The 15,292-nt window shown below is 62.8% G+C and carries 15 protein-coding genes; 5 read left to right on the top strand and 10 right to left on the bottom strand.

Going from position 1 to position 15,292, the window contains the following annotated elements; genetic code table 11:
• Nucleotides 1–21: 21 nt before the first annotated feature.
• The gene (locus OKW44_RS04325) at nt 22–573 is read right to left on the bottom strand and encodes a type 1 glutamine amidotransferase domain-containing protein (protein WP_018425289.1); all 552 of its coding nucleotides are present in this window, start codon (nt 571–573) and stop codon (nt 22–24) included.
• Between the two features lie 202 nt (nt 574–775).
• Nucleotides 776–1,120 (bottom strand): hypothetical protein, encoded by a 345-nt coding sequence (locus OKW44_RS04320; protein WP_018425290.1) that lies wholly within the window; start codon nt 1,118–1,120, stop codon nt 776–778.
• Between the two features lie 171 nt (nt 1,121–1,291).
• Between OKW44_RS04320 and OKW44_RS04315 the strand changes: the two genes are divergently transcribed.
• Nucleotides 1,292–2,599, top strand: coding sequence for a DNA topoisomerase IB (locus OKW44_RS04315; RefSeq protein WP_018425291.1), 1,308 nt, complete (start codon nt 1,292–1,294; stop codon nt 2,597–2,599).
• Between the two features lie 27 nt (nt 2,600–2,626).
• Here OKW44_RS04315 and OKW44_RS04310 read toward each other — a convergent pair whose 3' ends face one another.
• Together OKW44_RS04310 and OKW44_RS04305 are read right to left on the bottom strand one after the other, a co-directional pair.
• Nucleotides 2,627–2,923, bottom strand: coding sequence for a hypothetical protein (locus tag OKW44_RS04310; RefSeq protein ID WP_018425292.1), 297 nt, complete (start codon nt 2,921–2,923; stop codon nt 2,627–2,629).
• A gap of 87 nt (nt 2,924–3,010) precedes the next feature.
• Nucleotides 3,011–3,322 carry a hypothetical protein gene (locus OKW44_RS04305; RefSeq protein WP_018425293.1) on the bottom strand — a complete coding sequence of 104 codons (312 nt, stop codon included), beginning with the start codon at nt 3,320–3,322 and terminating at the stop codon, nt 3,011–3,013.
• Between the two features lie 298 nt (nt 3,323–3,620).
• Here OKW44_RS04305 and OKW44_RS04300 point away from each other — a divergent pair, with 298 nt between their 5' ends.
• Together OKW44_RS04300 and OKW44_RS04295 are read left to right on the top strand one after the other, a co-directional pair.
• Nucleotides 3,621–4,127: a PRC-barrel domain-containing protein gene (locus tag OKW44_RS04300; RefSeq protein ID WP_018425294.1), complete on the top strand. Its 507-nt coding sequence runs from the start codon at nt 3,621–3,623 to the stop codon at nt 4,125–4,127.
• A gap of 62 nt (nt 4,128–4,189) precedes the next feature.
• Nucleotides 4,190–4,603: a DUF3175 domain-containing protein gene (locus OKW44_RS04295; protein ID WP_018425295.1), complete on the top strand. Its 414-nt coding sequence runs from the start codon at nt 4,190–4,192 to the stop codon at nt 4,601–4,603.
• Between the two features lie 38 nt (nt 4,604–4,641).
• On the opposite strand, the gene OKW44_RS04290 is transcribed toward OKW44_RS04295, so the two are convergent.
• The 4 genes from OKW44_RS04290 to OKW44_RS04275 form a co-directional block, all read right to left on the bottom strand.
• Nucleotides 4,642–7,407, bottom strand: coding sequence for a winged helix-turn-helix domain-containing protein (locus OKW44_RS04290; protein ID WP_018425296.1), 2,766 nt, complete (start codon nt 7,405–7,407; stop codon nt 4,642–4,644).
• Between the two features lie 183 nt (nt 7,408–7,590).
• The gene (locus tag OKW44_RS04285) at nt 7,591–8,352 is read right to left on the bottom strand and encodes a response regulator transcription factor (protein ID WP_018425297.1); all 762 of its coding nucleotides are present in this window, start codon (nt 8,350–8,352) and stop codon (nt 7,591–7,593) included.
• A 396-nt stretch (nt 8,353–8,748) separates the two neighbouring features.
• Complete coding sequence (locus OKW44_RS04280) at nt 8,749–8,991, bottom strand: DUF6429 family protein (RefSeq protein ID WP_018422908.1); 243 nt, start codon at nt 8,989–8,991, stop codon at nt 8,749–8,751.
• Nucleotides 8,988–10,082: an IS630 family transposase gene (locus OKW44_RS04275; protein ID WP_026226240.1), complete on the bottom strand. Its 1,095-nt coding sequence runs from the start codon at nt 10,080–10,082 to the stop codon at nt 8,988–8,990. Before OKW44_RS04275 ends, OKW44_RS04280 begins: the two co-directional genes overlap by 4 nt.
• A 546-nt stretch (nt 10,083–10,628) precedes the next feature.
• Between OKW44_RS04275 and OKW44_RS04270 the strand changes: the two genes are divergently transcribed.
• Nucleotides 10,629–10,997: an EAL domain-containing protein gene (locus OKW44_RS04270; RefSeq protein ID WP_018425299.1), complete on the top strand. Its 369-nt coding sequence runs from the start codon at nt 10,629–10,631 to the stop codon at nt 10,995–10,997.
• Between the two features lie 72 nt (nt 10,998–11,069).
• On the opposite strand, the gene OKW44_RS04265 is transcribed toward OKW44_RS04270, so the two are convergent.
• A complete protein-coding gene (locus OKW44_RS04265; protein ID WP_026226673.1) occupies nt 11,070–12,215 on the bottom strand; it encodes a branched-chain amino acid ABC transporter substrate-binding protein in 1,146 nt (381 codons plus the stop codon).
• A 35-nt stretch (nt 12,216–12,250) separates the two neighbouring features.
• The gene (locus OKW44_RS04260) at nt 12,251–13,483 is read right to left on the bottom strand and encodes an NAD(P)/FAD-dependent oxidoreductase (RefSeq protein WP_018425301.1); all 1,233 of its coding nucleotides are present in this window, start codon (nt 13,481–13,483) and stop codon (nt 12,251–12,253) included.
• Between the two features lie 318 nt (nt 13,484–13,801).
• Here OKW44_RS04260 and OKW44_RS04255 point away from each other — a divergent pair, with 318 nt between their 5' ends.
• Nucleotides 13,802–15,229 (top strand): aminotransferase-like domain-containing protein, encoded by a 1,428-nt coding sequence (locus OKW44_RS04255; protein ID WP_018425302.1) that lies wholly within the window; start codon nt 13,802–13,804, stop codon nt 15,227–15,229.
• The last annotated feature ends 63 nt before the right edge of the window (nt 15,230–15,292 follow it).

The raw sequence follows: 15,292 nt of genomic DNA, 5'->3' as shown, positions 1-15,292 counted from the left end.
AAGCCAACGCGCCGCCTGCGATCAAGCCGCCTTGCGCTTCGTCAGTTGCCCGATCAGCGTCTTGTTGAACGCGGGAAGGTCGTCGGGTTTGCGGCTCGAAATAAGATTGCCGTCCTCGACTACTTCCTGATCGACCCACGTGCCGCCCGCGTTGCGAATATCGTCCTGCAGGCTAGGCCAGCTCGTCACCGTGCGCCCCTTGATGATCCCCGCCGATACCGGCAGCCACGTGCCGTGACAGATCACCGCGATCGGCTTCTTCGCATTGTCGACCGCTTTGACGAACGCCTGCGCCTGCGGCAGCAGTCGCAGCGCGTCGCCGTTCACGACTCCGCCCGGCAACACCAGCCCGTCATAGTCGTCGGGATTGGCCTTGTCGAAGGTCGCATCGACGTCCACGGTATCGCCCTTGTCGACGTGTTTGAAGCCCTGGATCTTGCCCGGCTTCGCCGAGATCACGTGGACCGTCGCGCCCGCTTCGGTGAGCGCGCGTTTCGGCTCCACGAGTTCTGCCTGCTCGAAGCCATCTACGGCGAGTACCGCTACCTTGTAGCCATTCAGTGCATCAGTCATGTGTGCTCTCCTTCATGCGGCGCCGCGCTCATGCACTTGCCCGTGATGCATGTGCATAGGTCTGCGCCTTCATTAAGCGTGGTTGAGCAAAACACGTGCCAGATTGTGGCAGTGTTCAGCGGGCTGACATTACGTTGGCGGTGCACCGACGCTGCGGTTGCGCCGTTCAGCTCGAGCCGCCGCGTGTGCAAAAGCGTCGTTGTCAGACGTCGGTTTCGTCTTCGTCGGAGCGTTCCGCGCCCGGCGGCACTTGCGGATCGACGACGTGGTCGGTGCCGATATCGCGGTCCACCTCCAACGTCGAATCGCCATCGGCCGACGCGCGCTCGCCCGTACCTGAGCGATCGGTATCGCTGCCGAGTTCGGCGTCGCCAGCTTCGAGCGCGTGATTGTCGAGCTCTGTATCGACGTCGAAATCGTGACGCTTCGCGCCGGCCACATCGCTGCCGCTATCGGACGAGTCGCTGGGACCCAGCGCGCCCGTCGTGCCGGACGTTTGCTTGACGGTCTGCTGCGGCTCTTCATCGGGGTTCAGTGTGCTGCTCATGAAAGCTCCTTTTCCGGTTGGTCACGTCGACTTTTCCGCAAGGACCGTTCCGCCTCAGCGCGCTGGTCACCTGTCGATGGCATCGCCCTTGCTTCCCGCCGATCACACGGCATACATCGCACCTCCTCGGCGAACCGGTTCGACCCGGGCTTGAAACTTCTACTTGCAACAATGTCTACCGTCACTCATTCCACGACCGCATCACGCAGCCCGACCACCGCGAACGGCAACACCGCATTCCAACCGATGCCGCCGGGATTGCGCCACGCCGACGACACGAGGCCCGGCTACACACGCAAGCGCGAGCGGAACGGCTTCATCTATTTCGACGTCAACGGCAAGCGCATCGTCGATGAGGACGAGATTCAACGCATTAATTCGCTCGCGATTCCACCCGCGTACGAAAACGTGTGGATCTGCCCCGATCCGCGCGGTCATCTGCAGGCGACCGGCCGCGACGCGCGCGGCCGCAAGCAGTACCGCTATCACCCCCGCTGGCGCGAAACGCGCGACGCCGACAAGTACGAACGGATGGCCGAGTTCGGCCGCGCATTGCCCAAAATCCGCGCGCGCGTGGCGCGTGATCTGAAGCTGCCCGGCATGCCGCTCGACAAGGTCGTCGCGGCCATCGTGCAGTTGCTCGATACGACGCTGATCCGCGTCGGCAGCGCAGAATACGCGCGCGATAACCACTCGTACGGATTGACGACGCTGCGCAAGAAGCACGTGAAGATAAGGGCCGGTCAATTGCGCTTCCAGTTTCGCGGCAAGGGCGGCATCGAGCACGACGTGACAGTGGACAATCCGAACATCAAGCGCATCGTGCGACGTTGCGCGGAACTGCCCGGTCACGACCTGTTCCAGTATCTCGACGAAGACGGCACGCGCCACAGCGTCGGCTCGACGGATATCAACGAGTACCTGCGCCGCGTAAGCGGCGCGGACTTCACCGCCAAGGACTACCGCACGTGGGCCGGCAGCGTGTACGCGCTCGCGGCATTGCGCCGCTTGATGTGCAGCAGCGCGGCCGAAGCGCGTCGTCATATCGTCGCGACCGTGAAAGAAGTGGCGACGCTGCTACGCAATACGCCCGCCGTCTGCCGGCGCTGCTATATCCACCCAGCGATCATCAGCGCGTTCGAGGCCGACGAGTTGCAGAGCCTCGCGCCAGGCCAATCGCGCCGCGGACTCAAGGTAGATGAAGTGGCTTTTGCGGTGCTGCTCGCGCAGGCGGAAAAGCGTGCGGCGAAACTCGCGCGCGCATCGGGTGCCAAAGGACGCAAGACGCGGGAGTCGTCGGTCGACGACAGTATCAACGCTTCGCTGACGAGTCTGCTAAAAAAGTCGCGGGTGGTGCGCAAGAAAACCACCGCCACGAAAGAGAAAAGCGCCGCGGCGCATTTGCGAGCCACGGCACGCGTGCGTACGCGGCGCGCTGCGCAGGAAATCGCATCCGAACCGAAATCGCCGGCCGAGTGACGGGCTCAGCGCTGAATCGCCCCCGGCTCAAACATCTTCCTCGAACGCCGCCATCACGAGCCAAACGTCGCGTTCGCCGTCGCGTATCTCCGCCGCCAGCGCATAGGCATCGTTTGGCGAACATACGCGCGCGAGCGTGCTATGCGCGACTTCACCGTTGTCGAACACGCGCTCCGACAACGGCCGCACTTCCTGCTTGCCTTCGAACATCGGCTGTTGCCGACGATACACGAGCGTCTCTGACTTCCAGTTCCTGAAGCACTGGCGAACATGCGCGAAGTCCCCGCCGCAGATGTTGGCCTGATAATGAATCTTCTTCGTCACGATTTTCTCCCTCGATGGGGAGCGCGATATCGCCGGCGCGTTACGATGAACGCACAGGTGCATCGCCGCGCCCGCATCGATCCAGCGTTACTGTCCCTTGGTATCGCTGCTGGCATTGGCGCCGGGGGTGTTCGTCGTATCGGTCATCGGCTTGTTTGCCTTCGACTTCTTGTGATGATGTTTCATCGACGAAGTCGATCCCATGGTGCTGCCCGTGGCATTCGACGCGGGCTCGTTGCCCGCCGTCGGCGCCGCGGTCGCCGCGCCATGCGCGTTGCCGCCGCCGGCGCCGCTATTGCCGTTACCGCCGCCCGCCTGCGCGAACGCGGCGCCCGACGCGACGGTGCCCGACGCGACCACACATGCCGCGAACAGCCATGCCTTCGGATACTTGCTCATCTGGGTTCTCCCTGAAGTAAAAGGACGGGTGCGCTCCTTCGGTTCCCTGCTGCCATCACTGAGAGTCGAGCAAGGCCTATGCCGCGCGATGCAGTCGTCGCATGCGCGCATCGCGCTTTGCCGCTCAGCGCTTGCGTCGGCACTGACGAAATAATTGCAAACGCGCTCGCATCCTTTACGCGCGCGGTGCCTCGTCGCGCGGATGCGCCGCGCGCCACGGCGCAACGGCGCCGCATGGCTAGATGGAACGGCCGTTGCTAAATGCCTCGGTACATTACCCCTTTCAAAGGAGCCCATCATGGTGATGCAGACCCAGACACAAGGTGCCAACATCGTTGGTAAAGGCGCCGCGACCGCGGAAGGCCCAGGTCCGGATGTAATGGCAGCGGCTACGCTCGACGGCAACAAGGTTGTCAGCAGCGACGGCGAGCACATCGGCAAGATCAAGGACATCATGCTCGACGTGCGTTCGGGCCGCGTCGCGTATGCGGTGCTGTCGAGCGGCGGTTTTCTCGGCATCGGCGACAAGCTGCTCGCGATTCCGTGGAGTGCGCTGACACTCGATACGCAGGAAAAATGCTTCGTGCTGAACATGGTGGCCGAGCGCGTGAAGAACGCACCGGGATTTGATAAGGATCACTGGCCATCGATGGCGGATCAGACGTGGGCCACCACCGTGCATCAGTACTACGGCAGCGAACCGTACTGGGGCGGCGACGTCTATACGAGGCGCGACGACCTCGGCGTCGGTGACGTTCCCGCGGGTTCGTCGGATGCGCCCGAGGCCGGTGGCGTGAAGCTCTGATCGCCAAATCGACCATTTTCGACGCGTGGCCAGTCCGACATTCCGCTTCAGGAGACAACACAATGGCGACCCGAAAGACCAGCAGCAAATCGAAACGCCCTGTGTCTCATGGCAAGTCGGGACGGCCACCGCGTCAGCGCCACGCGCAGGCGCACGCGGCGCATCGCGCCAAGACCGCGAGGTCGAGCGGCGCATCCGGCGCGAAGAAGTGGTCGCATCACGTAATGGAAACGAGCGACGCGATGGACATCCAGAAGGATATTTTCAAAACCGGCAGCGCGGAGTCCATCGCGCAATCGTTGAAGCACTCGTCGACGGCGAGCCGTCGACGCAAGGGCACGCCGTTTCAATCGGCAATGTCGATGCTCAATTTCTACATCAATCGAGCGGGCCGAAACCTGCCGAAGGAGCGGCGCGATACGTTGCAGCGGGCCAAGCGCAAGCTGCGCGAAGCGTTTGGACGAGAGCCGCGGTGAGCTGACCGGATGACGGCGCCATCACGCGGCACGGCGCGTCAGTCGGCTCCAGGCTGAATGCCGAAGGCACTCTGCACGGCCTCGTACCGCGAATTGACGTTCAGTTTTTCGAACACGTTCTTCATGTGCCATTTGACCGTCTCGGGTGCCAGATTCAATGATCGTCCGACTTCCTTGTTGGACAGCCCGCGAGCGACGTAGCCCAGTATTTCGAGTTCTCGCGCGCTCAGTGTGCCCGGCGTTATCTTCGTGTCGGCATAGCTCGACGAAGAAGATGCCGTGTTATCCGCCTCGTCGAAAGCCGACAGCACCGTGCCGATATACGTGGCGTGCCCGGTCGCGATTTCCGATGGCGTGCGGCGAAAGCGTTCCAGCAACGCACGCATCGGCGGCCCCTCGTCCACGAAGCTACTGATCATCCCCATCGCGCCGCCGATCCGCAGCGCGTTTCCCAGCGCGGCGAACGCCTGTTCCGAAGCGCCGTTCCGCTCATGCGCGAGAGAAAGCAGCAACGAAACGACGGCCTCGGCATAGCGCCAGCCCAGTGCAACCAGATTGTCGAGTGAGCGCGAGAGAAAGCCAACGGCGTCGCCGGCGGCATTTTCAGCGAGCAGAACGCGGGCTTGCAGCACGCAGTAGCTTGCCCACGTTTCCATCGCCGAGCCCCGTCGCCCTTCGCACATCATCGGTACACTCGCGCTCAGTTCGTCGCTGACGTGTCGCGCCTCGACCACCCTACCGTCGGCAATCAGCTGTCTGACGGTTTCCGCATCGCACGCGAGCTTCAGACGCAACCATCGACGGCTTATCGCGAGCTGTCGACCGTCCTCGAGAACGGCGAGCGCCGGCCCTTTTTTGCCATCCCGCCACAGCAGGCGCGACGCGGTAAGCATATAGCGCATCAACGCGGCGAGCGGCGAGGTCTCCAGCGCGATGGTCATGCGACCTTCGATCAACTTCCGCGCCTTGGACAGCTCGTTGCACTCGTAGTAAATCGACGCAAGGCAACCGGCTACCGCGGCCGCGGCCGCCGACCACTCCCCTAGCTGATCTTCGGAGTACCGCATCGCGACCTCCATCACCCGCCTCGCATCGGGAAGTTCGCCGTGTATCAGCGCGGCGATGCCGTACACCGCGTCGCGCAGCATATCCGCGCTGTTCGGCTTCCGGCTGAGTCCCACCTGATCGACCCGCGCTCTCCATTCGCGGGAGATGTAGGCGAACTGCCCTCTATACATCAAGCCGAAAATCTCCGCGCTTTGCCCGTAATGGCGTACCCACGGTTCCGCAGGCGCCGTCGATGCCTCAACGGCACGCCCGAGTTCCAGCGCATGTTCGCTGTCGTCGTTCACGCAAGCGATCACCGCGCGGATCGCGTTGATCTCCGCCCGTGCGACCTCGTCGGCTACCGACCGATCATCACGGGCCGTTCGCTCGAATTCGTCGGCAATCTCGCCGATCTCCTTCGACGCGCGCGCGGTTTCAAGCGACATCGCGAGAGCCCAGACTTTCGCCAGACGCAAGCGCAGTCGACCCGCGATCACGTCCGGCGGCAGTTTGCGAATCCAGCCCGGCAGCATGAACGGGTCGCCGCGTTGGAGCATCTCCATCGCGCAGTTTTCGGCCCACTGCGCCGCCTGACCGATGTCGCCCGCAGCCAGCGCATGTCGCACGGCTTCAGGCCACAGGCGAGCCCGCGCGAACCACAGGCTGGCCCGGCGATGCAGCAGCGGAACCTGTCGTGGCGTCTGACGCATGAGACGGCGGCGAAGCGCATCGCTCAGCAATGCGTGATAGCGATACCAGTTCTGCGTCTCATCGAGCGGCCGGATGAACACGTTGTGGCGCTCGAGCCAGTCCAGCTTCTCTCCGCTTTCGCCCTCCCCGCCCATGACATCGTCGCACAGCGTCGCCGTAAGCCGCTCGAGAATCGACGTGTAAAGCAAAAACGTCAGCATGGGCGGCGGCAAATGCGCAAACACCGTATCGTTGAGGTAGCGATCGATGCCGAAGCGGGAACCGGCGAGATGACTGGCGAGCGCGGCCACGTCATCGATCCGGTTCAGTCCGAGCGAAGCCAGTTGCAAACCGGCCACCCAGCCTTCGGTCGCGCTGTTCAACAACTCGACGCTGTTGCGGTTGAGCAGCGCGTTACCGGTGTGGTCGAAAAACGCCTGAGCATCGTCGAGCGAAAAGCGCAGATCGTCGACATTCACACGCGAAAGTTTGTCGGGCGAGCGCAGCCCGCTCAGCGACAGCGCCGGTTCGCCGCGCGCGCCGAGCAGCACGTGCAGGTTGTCGGGCGCATAGCGCAGCAGGCGCGACACGATCGCGAGAACGGATTTCGCGCTCAGCCGGTCGACGTCGTCGAGCACCAGGAAAACACTGCGGCCGTATGCGGCGATGCCATTGAGCAGCACCGAAATGACCGTTCTGACCGGCGTGTTTGCATCGTTATCGAGAAGTTGCTGTGCCTGCCACGCGATCTCCTTCGACGCGCGACAAAGCGCCGCCACCAGATAGGCCCCGAGTTGCTGCGGATCGTCGTCTTCTCCATCGAGACTGAGCCACGCAACGGGACGCTTCTTTCTCGTTTGCGCTTCGCTCCACGCGGCAAGCAAGGTCGTTTTGCCGAAACCCGCGGGCGCGATCACGAGCGTAATGTGACGCGGACGCCGTTCATCGAGTCGCCGGAGCAATCCCGGCCGTTGCACGCAACCCGCGGGAAGACGCGGCGGCATCATCTTGGTCTGGATCAGCGACACGATCCATTCACGCTCGAAACTATCAGCGGTTGTATTCATGAGTTGTCCTCTCACCGGCTATCCGTGAGAGGCATGGAGGGTCGTTGTGAATTTGTTTTCAAGATACGCCGAACCGTGTGACGACTCAATGAGGAGCCGCGCAACGAGGCGCGACCAGCGCAATCCGTTTGAGGTCGCTCATGGTCTCGTGTCGGATCTCTGGCGGAGATCGCTTTGCGCGCCCTACTCGGACCCGTCGTTCTTCGCGACAGCGTCTTCCGGCTCGGCGCTGGCCGGCGCTTGCGCTTCCGCGCTGCCAGCATCGACCTCGTCGAGCCGGTAGCCGTGCGTATAGACGGTCGTCAATCGAACGCCGTTGTCCGGATGCAGGGCCAGCTTGCGTCGCAGCCGGTAGATATGCGTGTCGATCGTGCGCGACGTACTATCCAGCTCGCGGCCCCACGCAAGCTTCGCCAGAAGCCGCTTGGAAACGACCCGTCCGACGTTCGCGAAGAAATAGGCCGCCACGTCGAATTCCTTTTCCGTCAACAAGATCGATTCGCCGTGCAGAAAAACACTGCGCTGCGTGACGTCGAAGACATACGGCCCAACCGCGATTGCACTTTCCACCTTTATGCTGCGTCGTGTGCGACGCAATAGCGCGCCTACCCTTGCCCCCAGCTCTTTGGCCCGGAACGGCTTGACGACGTAGTCATCCGCGCCGGCGTCCAGCGCCCGCACGATGTCGACTTCCAGAAGCCGACTGGTCACGAACAGCACCGCGGGTTCGCGGCCCAGGTGACGGCGTATCCAGTACAGCACCTCGAAGCCGCTCACGCCCGGCAATTCCCAGTCGAGCACCACGAGATCGACCTCGTTTGCCTGAAGAAAACTGATTGCGTCCTTGCCCCGCTCGACCTTGTTTATTCGATGCCCGGATTGTCCGATTTCCCTTTCGACCGAATCAGCTTGCGCGGGATCGTCTTCCACCAACAGGATATTCATCTATCACCTTTTTCTTTCGCCCTGGCGACTTGAAGACCGGCCCGCTCGACAAACCGGTTCAAACAGGCGAAAAAGCCAACATAAAATCGCATACGGCACCAGGTCGGCGTGAGCGGCCAGCGGCGCCGGCCCCGTATGCCTTGTGAATTTCGAGAAGAAAGATAGAGCCAGTCGCTTTTCAAATCCCCCCCTTTGGGGAGGGGGGATGGTGTTTTCGAAGGGGGGGTCATATTGCGCGATCGCCCCCCTTATCAGTGATTGGATCTGGCCCGCCAACATCCGGCCGCGCGTCGGCGGCGGCAATGGATCGGGATCGTCGCGCACATACAGCCGGTTTCCCCGACTGCGCTCGAAATGACGACGTCACCTAGTGTCGTGAGTTGGAAGTTCGTTGCATTAATGTCCTGTACTGTCAGCGATGACGAAGTGCTGCTTAAAGAGCCGCTCGGACTCACGTAATCCTTCTTCGGTGAAGATGACAGACTTCGTTTTATTAACCGGGTCGCCAATGAGGCCTCGTTCGTAGAGCCGATTCAGCACATCCCAGTCGAAGCCCTTCCATGCCCGGTTGTGATCGTGCAGGGTCAGGTAAAGAAGTGGGAGGGCGACTTCGTCGATCGCGTCGGTATTGATGTTCATCGCGCGCGTCCTTCGACCTTCTGGACCCGCACGCAAAACCGTTCAAGGCTGGTCAGGATCTCATCGGCCGACTTGCTCCAGGCGAAGGGATGGGGATTTGCGTTGTAGCCTTCAAGGTAATGGCGGATGGCGTCTTCGAGTTGGCGGGTCGAACGATGCGTGCCGCGTCGAAGGTACTTCTCTGTGAGCGTGGCGAACCATCGTTCAACCTGATTGAGCCACGACGCCGAGGTCGGCGTGAAATGAACATGGAAGCGAGGATGGCGAGCGAACCACGCCTTGATCGAGGGCGTCTTATGCGTGCCGTAATTATCCATCACCAGATGCACATCCAGCGACTGTGGAACGTTGGCTTCGATCGTGCGCAGGAACTGCAGAAATTCGCTGCTGCGATGGCGTCGGTGCAACTCCCCGATCACTTCACCGGTGGCGATGTCCAATGCCGCGAACAGCGTGGTCGTGCCGTGACGCATGTAATCATGGGTGCGCCGCTCGGGAATGCCCGGTGCCAACGGCAGGATGGGCTGCGTGCGGTCCAGCGCCTGGATCTGGCTCTTCTCGTCCACGCACAACACCATGGCCTTGAGCGGCGGATCGAGGTAAAGCCCGACGATATCGCGAACCTTGTCGACAAACAGCGGATCGCTGGAAAGTTTGAAGGTCTCCTGCCGGTGCGGCTGCAACCCGAAAGCTCGCCAGATCCGGGTCACTGCCGTTTGCGAGAGATTCATCTCGCGCGCCATCGTACGCGTGCTCCAGTGCGTGGCCACCGCAGGGACAGACTCGAGCGTCTTCGCGATCACTGCGTCGACGCGCGAATCATCGATCGTTCGGGGCGCGCCCGGGCGCGGCGCGTCGAGCAATCCATCCAGACGGTCTGCAACGAAGCGCGCGCGCCACTTGCAAACAGTCTGCTGACTTACACGCTGTGCCTTTGCGACCATCCGGTTGTCCATGCCATCGGCACAGGCCAGCACGATGCGCGCTCGCAAAGCCAGCGCCTGCGCTGTCTTGCGTCGCATCGTCAACGCCTTAAGCTGTTCGTGCTCCGATTCGCTCAGCACAAGCTCCGCCTTAGGTCTTCCGCTCATCGCCACGTCCTCATACCAGTGCTACACAAGACACTTTAGTACGCAGCGAACATATTTCAATGAATTTTTAACTCACGACACTAGCCCTTGTAGTTGCCCGAGCCGATTCCGACCGCGAGGGTCCTGTCGGGGTCGACGTCCGGGATCATCGTCAACGCGGTCGCGCCGTTTTTAAACTAACCCCGATTGGCGAGGATCATATCGAGCGGCGGTCGCGCCATTACAAATCTTTGTGACATCTCACGGTGTTTGACGATTAAAGACGCAATTCACGAATGTTCACATCGGCTCGACATCGGTTACTAGCATCGAATTGCATACATGCCAGCAGACAGAACGAGGAGAGGCGGCGACTAATGGCGCACGAATTCTCAAATAGTCGACGTCAAAAGGCGCGTGATCGTGTATTCAAACTTTGCGCATCGCGGAATTGACATAAACATGGAACAGATCGCCACGGACGCTCGTACCCCCTGCAGCATCGCCGACGCCGAACGCGGTCTGGCCGCACGAGAGTTCTTCTTCGTGTATTAGCCGAAGCTGCGAATGGGAGAAGGCCGATTGTTGGGCTTTGAATCGCTGTTGCGATGGAAACATCCGTCACGCGGTGTATTGACACCGATCTCGTTTATCGACCTCGTGGAAGACTCGCCGTTGACCAGGAGCTTCACGGATTTCATCGTGACGGAAGCAGTGCGAACGCTCGCCAATTGGACCGTGCGCGGATACGACACGCTCTCGCTGGCACTTAATCTCCCCGCGGCCGAGATCGGGCGACCCGGCCTCGCGAACAGGTTGTCGACCCTGCTGTGCAGCTGCTCGATCGATACCTCGCGCTTGCAGATCTATATTTCCGCCCCGATCGCCAACGAGCAGATAGACAAACTTGTGGCGAGGCACGGTCTCGTGCATTGATCGGACAAGCCGGCGCGCGAGGTGACGCACCGCGCAGCAGCTTCGCGACAGCCGGGCCAGCCTGAACAATGCTCACACCCCGCCGCCCACGGTCCGCTGACTCTTCCACTGCCCCTGCTGTACCTCGAACAGCGTATAAGGCGGCTTGATCAGATCCCCATGCGGATCGAACGCGATTTTCCCCGTCACGCCAGTCACGTTCACTTTTGGAAAAGCGGCGACGATCTTGGCGCGATCGAGCGAGTCCGCGTCCTGGATCGCCTGAATCATTGCCAACGCGGCGTCGTATGCGAACGGCGCATAAAGCTCGACATCCTGATTGAAGCGCGCCTTGTAGCGCTTGCCGAACTCCTGCGCGGACGGCAGCTTGTCGAGCGCCGGACCGGGCTCGAGATCGCGCGTACCTTCGCCCGCGTTGCCCGCGATCTGCAGGAACGCGTTGCTCTTCAGCGCGCCCGCGCCAAACAGTTGCGCGGGCATGCCGAGCGAGCGCATCTGCTTGACCAGCATCGCTCCCTGTTCGTCGAGCCCGCCGAAGAAAATCAGATCGACGTTTTTCTGCTTCAACGAAGTCAGGATCGCGCGCAGATCGACCGCCTTGTCGTTGGTGAACTCGCGATCGACGATATTGCCGTTCGCCTGCTTCGCGCCCTTCTCGAACGCATCGGCGAGGCCCTGGCCGAACGCGGTGCGGTCGTCGATGATGCCGATGCGCTTCGCCTTCAACTGCTGCACCGCGAACTCGCCCGCGATCACACCGCCCACGCCGTCGTGCCCCATCGTGCGAAACACGTTCGCGAAACCCTGCGCGGTGAGTGCCGGGTTCGTCGAGCCCGGCGTGATCATCGCGACGTTCGCCGTGTGATAGACCGCCGAGGCCGGAATGCTGCAGCCCGAGTTGTAATGGCCGATCACGCCGACCACGCCGTCGTCGACGAGCTTCTGCGCGACCTGGATCGCGATGCGTGGATCGGCCTGGTCGTCCTGCACGTCGAGCACGTATTTGACGGGTTTGCCGCCGATAGTGGGATGCTTCGCGTTCGCTTCGTCCACCGCGAGCTGCGCGCCGTTCTGCAGATCCTTGCCGACCCGCGCAACGGGTCCGGTCAGCGGTCCGACGAAGCCGATCTTGACGATTTGCGGCTCGGCGCCGTACGACGGCGCATGCGCACACAACATCCCAAGGGCGAGTGCGACAACCAGGTTTCTGCGTTTCATGATGTCCGTCCTCTTCCGTCCAGCAGTTGCGGTGATTAAAAACGACGCGGGCTATATGGCGCGAGATCGACCGGCGGCACGCGCCCCGCCACCAGATCGGCGACGACGCTGCCCGTCACGCCGCCCAGCGTGACGCCCAGATGCTGATGACCGAACGCGTAGACGACACGTGGCGACGCGCTCGACGGCCCGACGACCGGCAGGCCGTCGGGCAGGCTCGGACGGAAACCGAGCCAGTCGCTATCCGGCTGCGGCAATTGCGGCAGCGCGTGCTGCGCGGAGCGCGTGATCAGATCGAGCAGCGCGGCATTGCGCTGTGGTCCATAGCCGCCGAGCTCGACGGTGCCCGCCGCGCGGATGCCGCCGTCCATCGGCACCATGTAGAAGCCGCGCTCGGCCCAGCCGCACGGCCGCGAAATCAGCGACGACGTGCCGGGAAAACGCACGTGATAGCCGCGTTCGGTATCGAGCGGTACGCGGTCGCCGCATTGACGCGCGAAGCGGCCCGAAAACGCGCCGGCACAGACGACCACCTGCGCGGCGTCGTGTGCGCGACCCGCGTCGTCGACGATGCGCACGCTGGTGGCGCCCGGCACGAGCGTACGAACCGAGCTGCGCTCATGCGTGAGACCGCGAGCGAGCAGCGCCGCGTGCAGCGCCTGCAAGAAGCCGCGCGGATCGCTGAGGAACCAGCTGCCGTTGAACAACGTGCCGTGCGCAAAGATCGGCGCGAGATTCGGTTCGAGTTCGGCGATGCCGGCGCGGTCGAAGTTTTCGAAGCTCACGCCGAGCGACCGGCGCAATGCGAGCGACGGCTGGGCGGCCTCGAACGACGCCGCATTCGAATACAGGTACAGGCATTCGCGGGGCCTCACGAAGCGCGACAGGTCGTCGCTCTCGAGCATCTCGCGATAGCCGTCGAACGCGCACGACAGCAGGCTCGCCAGCGCCTGCGCGCTGTGCTCGTAGCGACGCGGCATCGACGCGCACAGAAAGCGCGCAAGCCACGGCGCGAGTTGGGGCAGATAGCGCCAGCGAATCCGCAGCGGACTCGTCGGCGAAAACAGGAAACGCGGCAGATTGCGGAACACCGCCGGATTGTTCACCGGAATGCAGCCGTAGTTGGCGAACGTGCCCGCATTGCCGTATGAGGTGGCCTCGCCCGGACCGAGCGCGTCGAACAGCGTGACGTGGTGACCGTCGCGCATCAGCCAGTAGGCGCACGACAGGCCGATGAAGCCCGCGCCCAGCACGGCGACTTCGCTCATCGCGTTCGCCGGCCGGCCGAACTGGCCGTCCGACCCGAACCTGCACCGGACGTACCGACCGGCAGGAGTGTGCTCTGCTGTTCTGTCACAACCGTCCCTCCTGTACTACAGTTGCGCGTCGCCTTTCGACACAGCGCCATACAAATCATGCTTTAATACTCACACAAAGTTTTTTTGTGTGCAATTAATTTGGCTTTGTGTGGACTTAGGTACTTTCCCCGAGGGAAACGGGCGGGCATCGTGCAGGGCAACCGAACAGGTTTAGTATTGGCTTGTCCGGTACGGTCGAACGAGTTTTTGTATGGAGATTCACGCTGGATGAAAAGCGCAATTGACCACACAAACGGTGAAGACGTTCTCCAGACAAAGGGGCGTCGGCCGACTTATCTCGAAGTGTCGCGCAGCCTCGAGGAAAAAGTCCGCAGCGGCCTCTACCCGCCGGGCAGCCGCCTGCCGCCGCAGCGCGAGCTTGCGTTGGAGCTGGGCCTGAATGTCTCGACCGTGTCGCGCGCGTACAAGGAGTTGCAGACGCGTGGGCTGATCGTCGCGAGCAAGCGGCGCGGCTCGATCGTCACCGGCGGCGCCATGCCTGCCGTGCATGCCCGCAGCGACAACACGCCGGCAAACGGCAACCCAAACGCGAACGCCGTGCTCGATCTGACCGTGAACCGGCCTGCCACCGGTGAATTCCTCACACAACTCGCGCGGACGATGGCGCAAATTGCGCACGATCCCCGCTATCCGGAGACCCAGGAATATCAGCCGCCGCAAGGGCCCGAATGGGCGCGGGCCGCGGGCGCGCAATGGCTCGCCGCGCCCGGCTTCACTCCCGGCGCCGACAGCGTGGTCGTCACGAGCGGGGCACAGCATGGCCTGTTTGCGGTGTTGAGCAGCTTGATGGGGCATGAAGGCGTGATCCTGTCGGATCAGCTGACCTACTATGGGTTGAAAGCCCTCGCGCCGGTGTTTCAGTTCGAACTCGTCGGCATTCCGAGCGACGACGAAGGGCTGCTGCCCGACCGTCTCGAAGACGCGTGCCGGCATCGCCGCGTGAAGGCGATCTTCACGGTGCCGAATCTGCAGAACCCGACCGTCGTGACGATGAGCCTCGCGCGTCGCGCGGCGCTCGCCGACATCGCGCGTCGGCATCACATCGTGATCATCGAGGACGACGTATACGGTCCGCTGCTGCAAGCGCGCCTGCCGACGATCGCCAGCCTGTGCCCGGAGCTGACCTTCCACATCACGTCGACCTCGAAGATCCTCGCGCCGGGTCTACGCATCGGCTATCTGCGCACGCCGCCGCATGGCGCGGCGCTGGCCGCGGAAGCGGTGCGAACGACCGCATGGATGCCTGCGCCGCTGTCGACGCTGATCGCGACACGCTGGATCGAGGACGGCACCGCACAGACGATCCTCGACGCGCAGCGCACCGAGTTACGCGCGCGCCAGGAGATCGCGCGCGAACTATTGCCCGCCGAGCATCTGAAGAGCGACCCCGCATGCATGTTCGTGTGGTTGCGCGTGCCGCCGCCGTGGCGCGCTGACGACTTCGCGGCAAACGCGCTCGCGCGCGGGGTCAACACGATGCCCGCATCCGCGTTCGCGGTCGATCGCTCGACGGTCGAGCACGGCGTGCGCATCAACCTCGCTTGCGCCGAGTCGCGCGAGCAGTTGACGCGTGGTCTGCAGATTCTCGCGCACACGCTGCGCGACCGGCCGCGCGCGCTGTTCGGCACGATCTAGCTAGCGGTGGAAGCGTGAAGCGGAGCCGCTAGAATACGGCACCCCCCCTGCCCCGCCGAGCGC

It is taken from the genome of Paraburkholderia lebeckiae (assembly GCF_050436325.1).
GTDB lineage: Bacteria > Pseudomonadota > Gammaproteobacteria > Burkholderiales > Burkholderiaceae > Paraburkholderia > Paraburkholderia tuberum.
This window is presented reverse-complemented; position numbering and strand designations above follow the sequence as displayed.

Excerpts from the sequence above, each read along its gene's own strand:
- OKW44_RS04325 (WP_018425289.1), bottom strand. The coding sequence starts at position 573 with ATGACTGATGCACTGAATGGCTACAAGGTAGCGGTACTCGCCGTAGAT.
- OKW44_RS04320 (WP_018425290.1), bottom strand. The coding sequence starts at position 1,120 with ATGAGCAGCACACTGAACCCCGATGAAGAGCCGCAGCAGACCGTCAAG.
- OKW44_RS04315 (WP_018425291.1), top strand. The coding sequence starts at position 1,292 with ATGTCTACCGTCACTCATTCCACGACCGCATCACGCAGCCCGACCACC.
- OKW44_RS04305 (WP_018425293.1), bottom strand. The coding sequence starts at position 3,322 with ATGAGCAAGTATCCGAAGGCATGGCTGTTCGCGGCATGTGTGGTCGCG.
- OKW44_RS04300 (WP_018425294.1), top strand. The coding sequence starts at position 3,621 with ATGGTGATGCAGACCCAGACACAAGGTGCCAACATCGTTGGTAAAGGC.
- OKW44_RS04295 (WP_018425295.1), top strand. The coding sequence starts at position 4,190 with ATGGCGACCCGAAAGACCAGCAGCAAATCGAAACGCCCTGTGTCTCAT.
- OKW44_RS04290 (WP_018425296.1), bottom strand. The coding sequence starts at position 7,407 with ATGAATACAACCGCTGATAGTTTCGAGCGTGAATGGATCGTGTCGCTG.
- OKW44_RS04285 (WP_018425297.1), bottom strand. The coding sequence starts at position 8,352 with ATGAATATCCTGTTGGTGGAAGACGATCCCGCGCAAGCTGATTCGGTC.
- OKW44_RS04280 (WP_018422908.1), bottom strand. The coding sequence starts at position 8,991 with ATGAACATCAATACCGACGCGATCGACGAAGTCGCCCTCCCACTTCTT.
- OKW44_RS04275 (WP_026226240.1), bottom strand. The coding sequence starts at position 10,082 with ATGAGCGGAAGACCTAAGGCGGAGCTTGTGCTGAGCGAATCGGAGCAC.
- OKW44_RS04270 (WP_018425299.1), top strand. The coding sequence starts at position 10,629 with ATGGGAGAAGGCCGATTGTTGGGCTTTGAATCGCTGTTGCGATGGAAA.
- OKW44_RS04265 (WP_026226673.1), bottom strand. The coding sequence starts at position 12,215 with ATGAAACGCAGAAACCTGGTTGTCGCACTCGCCCTTGGGATGTTGTGT.
- OKW44_RS04260 (WP_018425301.1), bottom strand. The coding sequence starts at position 13,483 with ATGAGCGAAGTCGCCGTGCTGGGCGCGGGCTTCATCGGCCTGTCGTGC.
- OKW44_RS04255 (WP_018425302.1), top strand. The coding sequence starts at position 13,802 with ATGAAAAGCGCAATTGACCACACAAACGGTGAAGACGTTCTCCAGACA.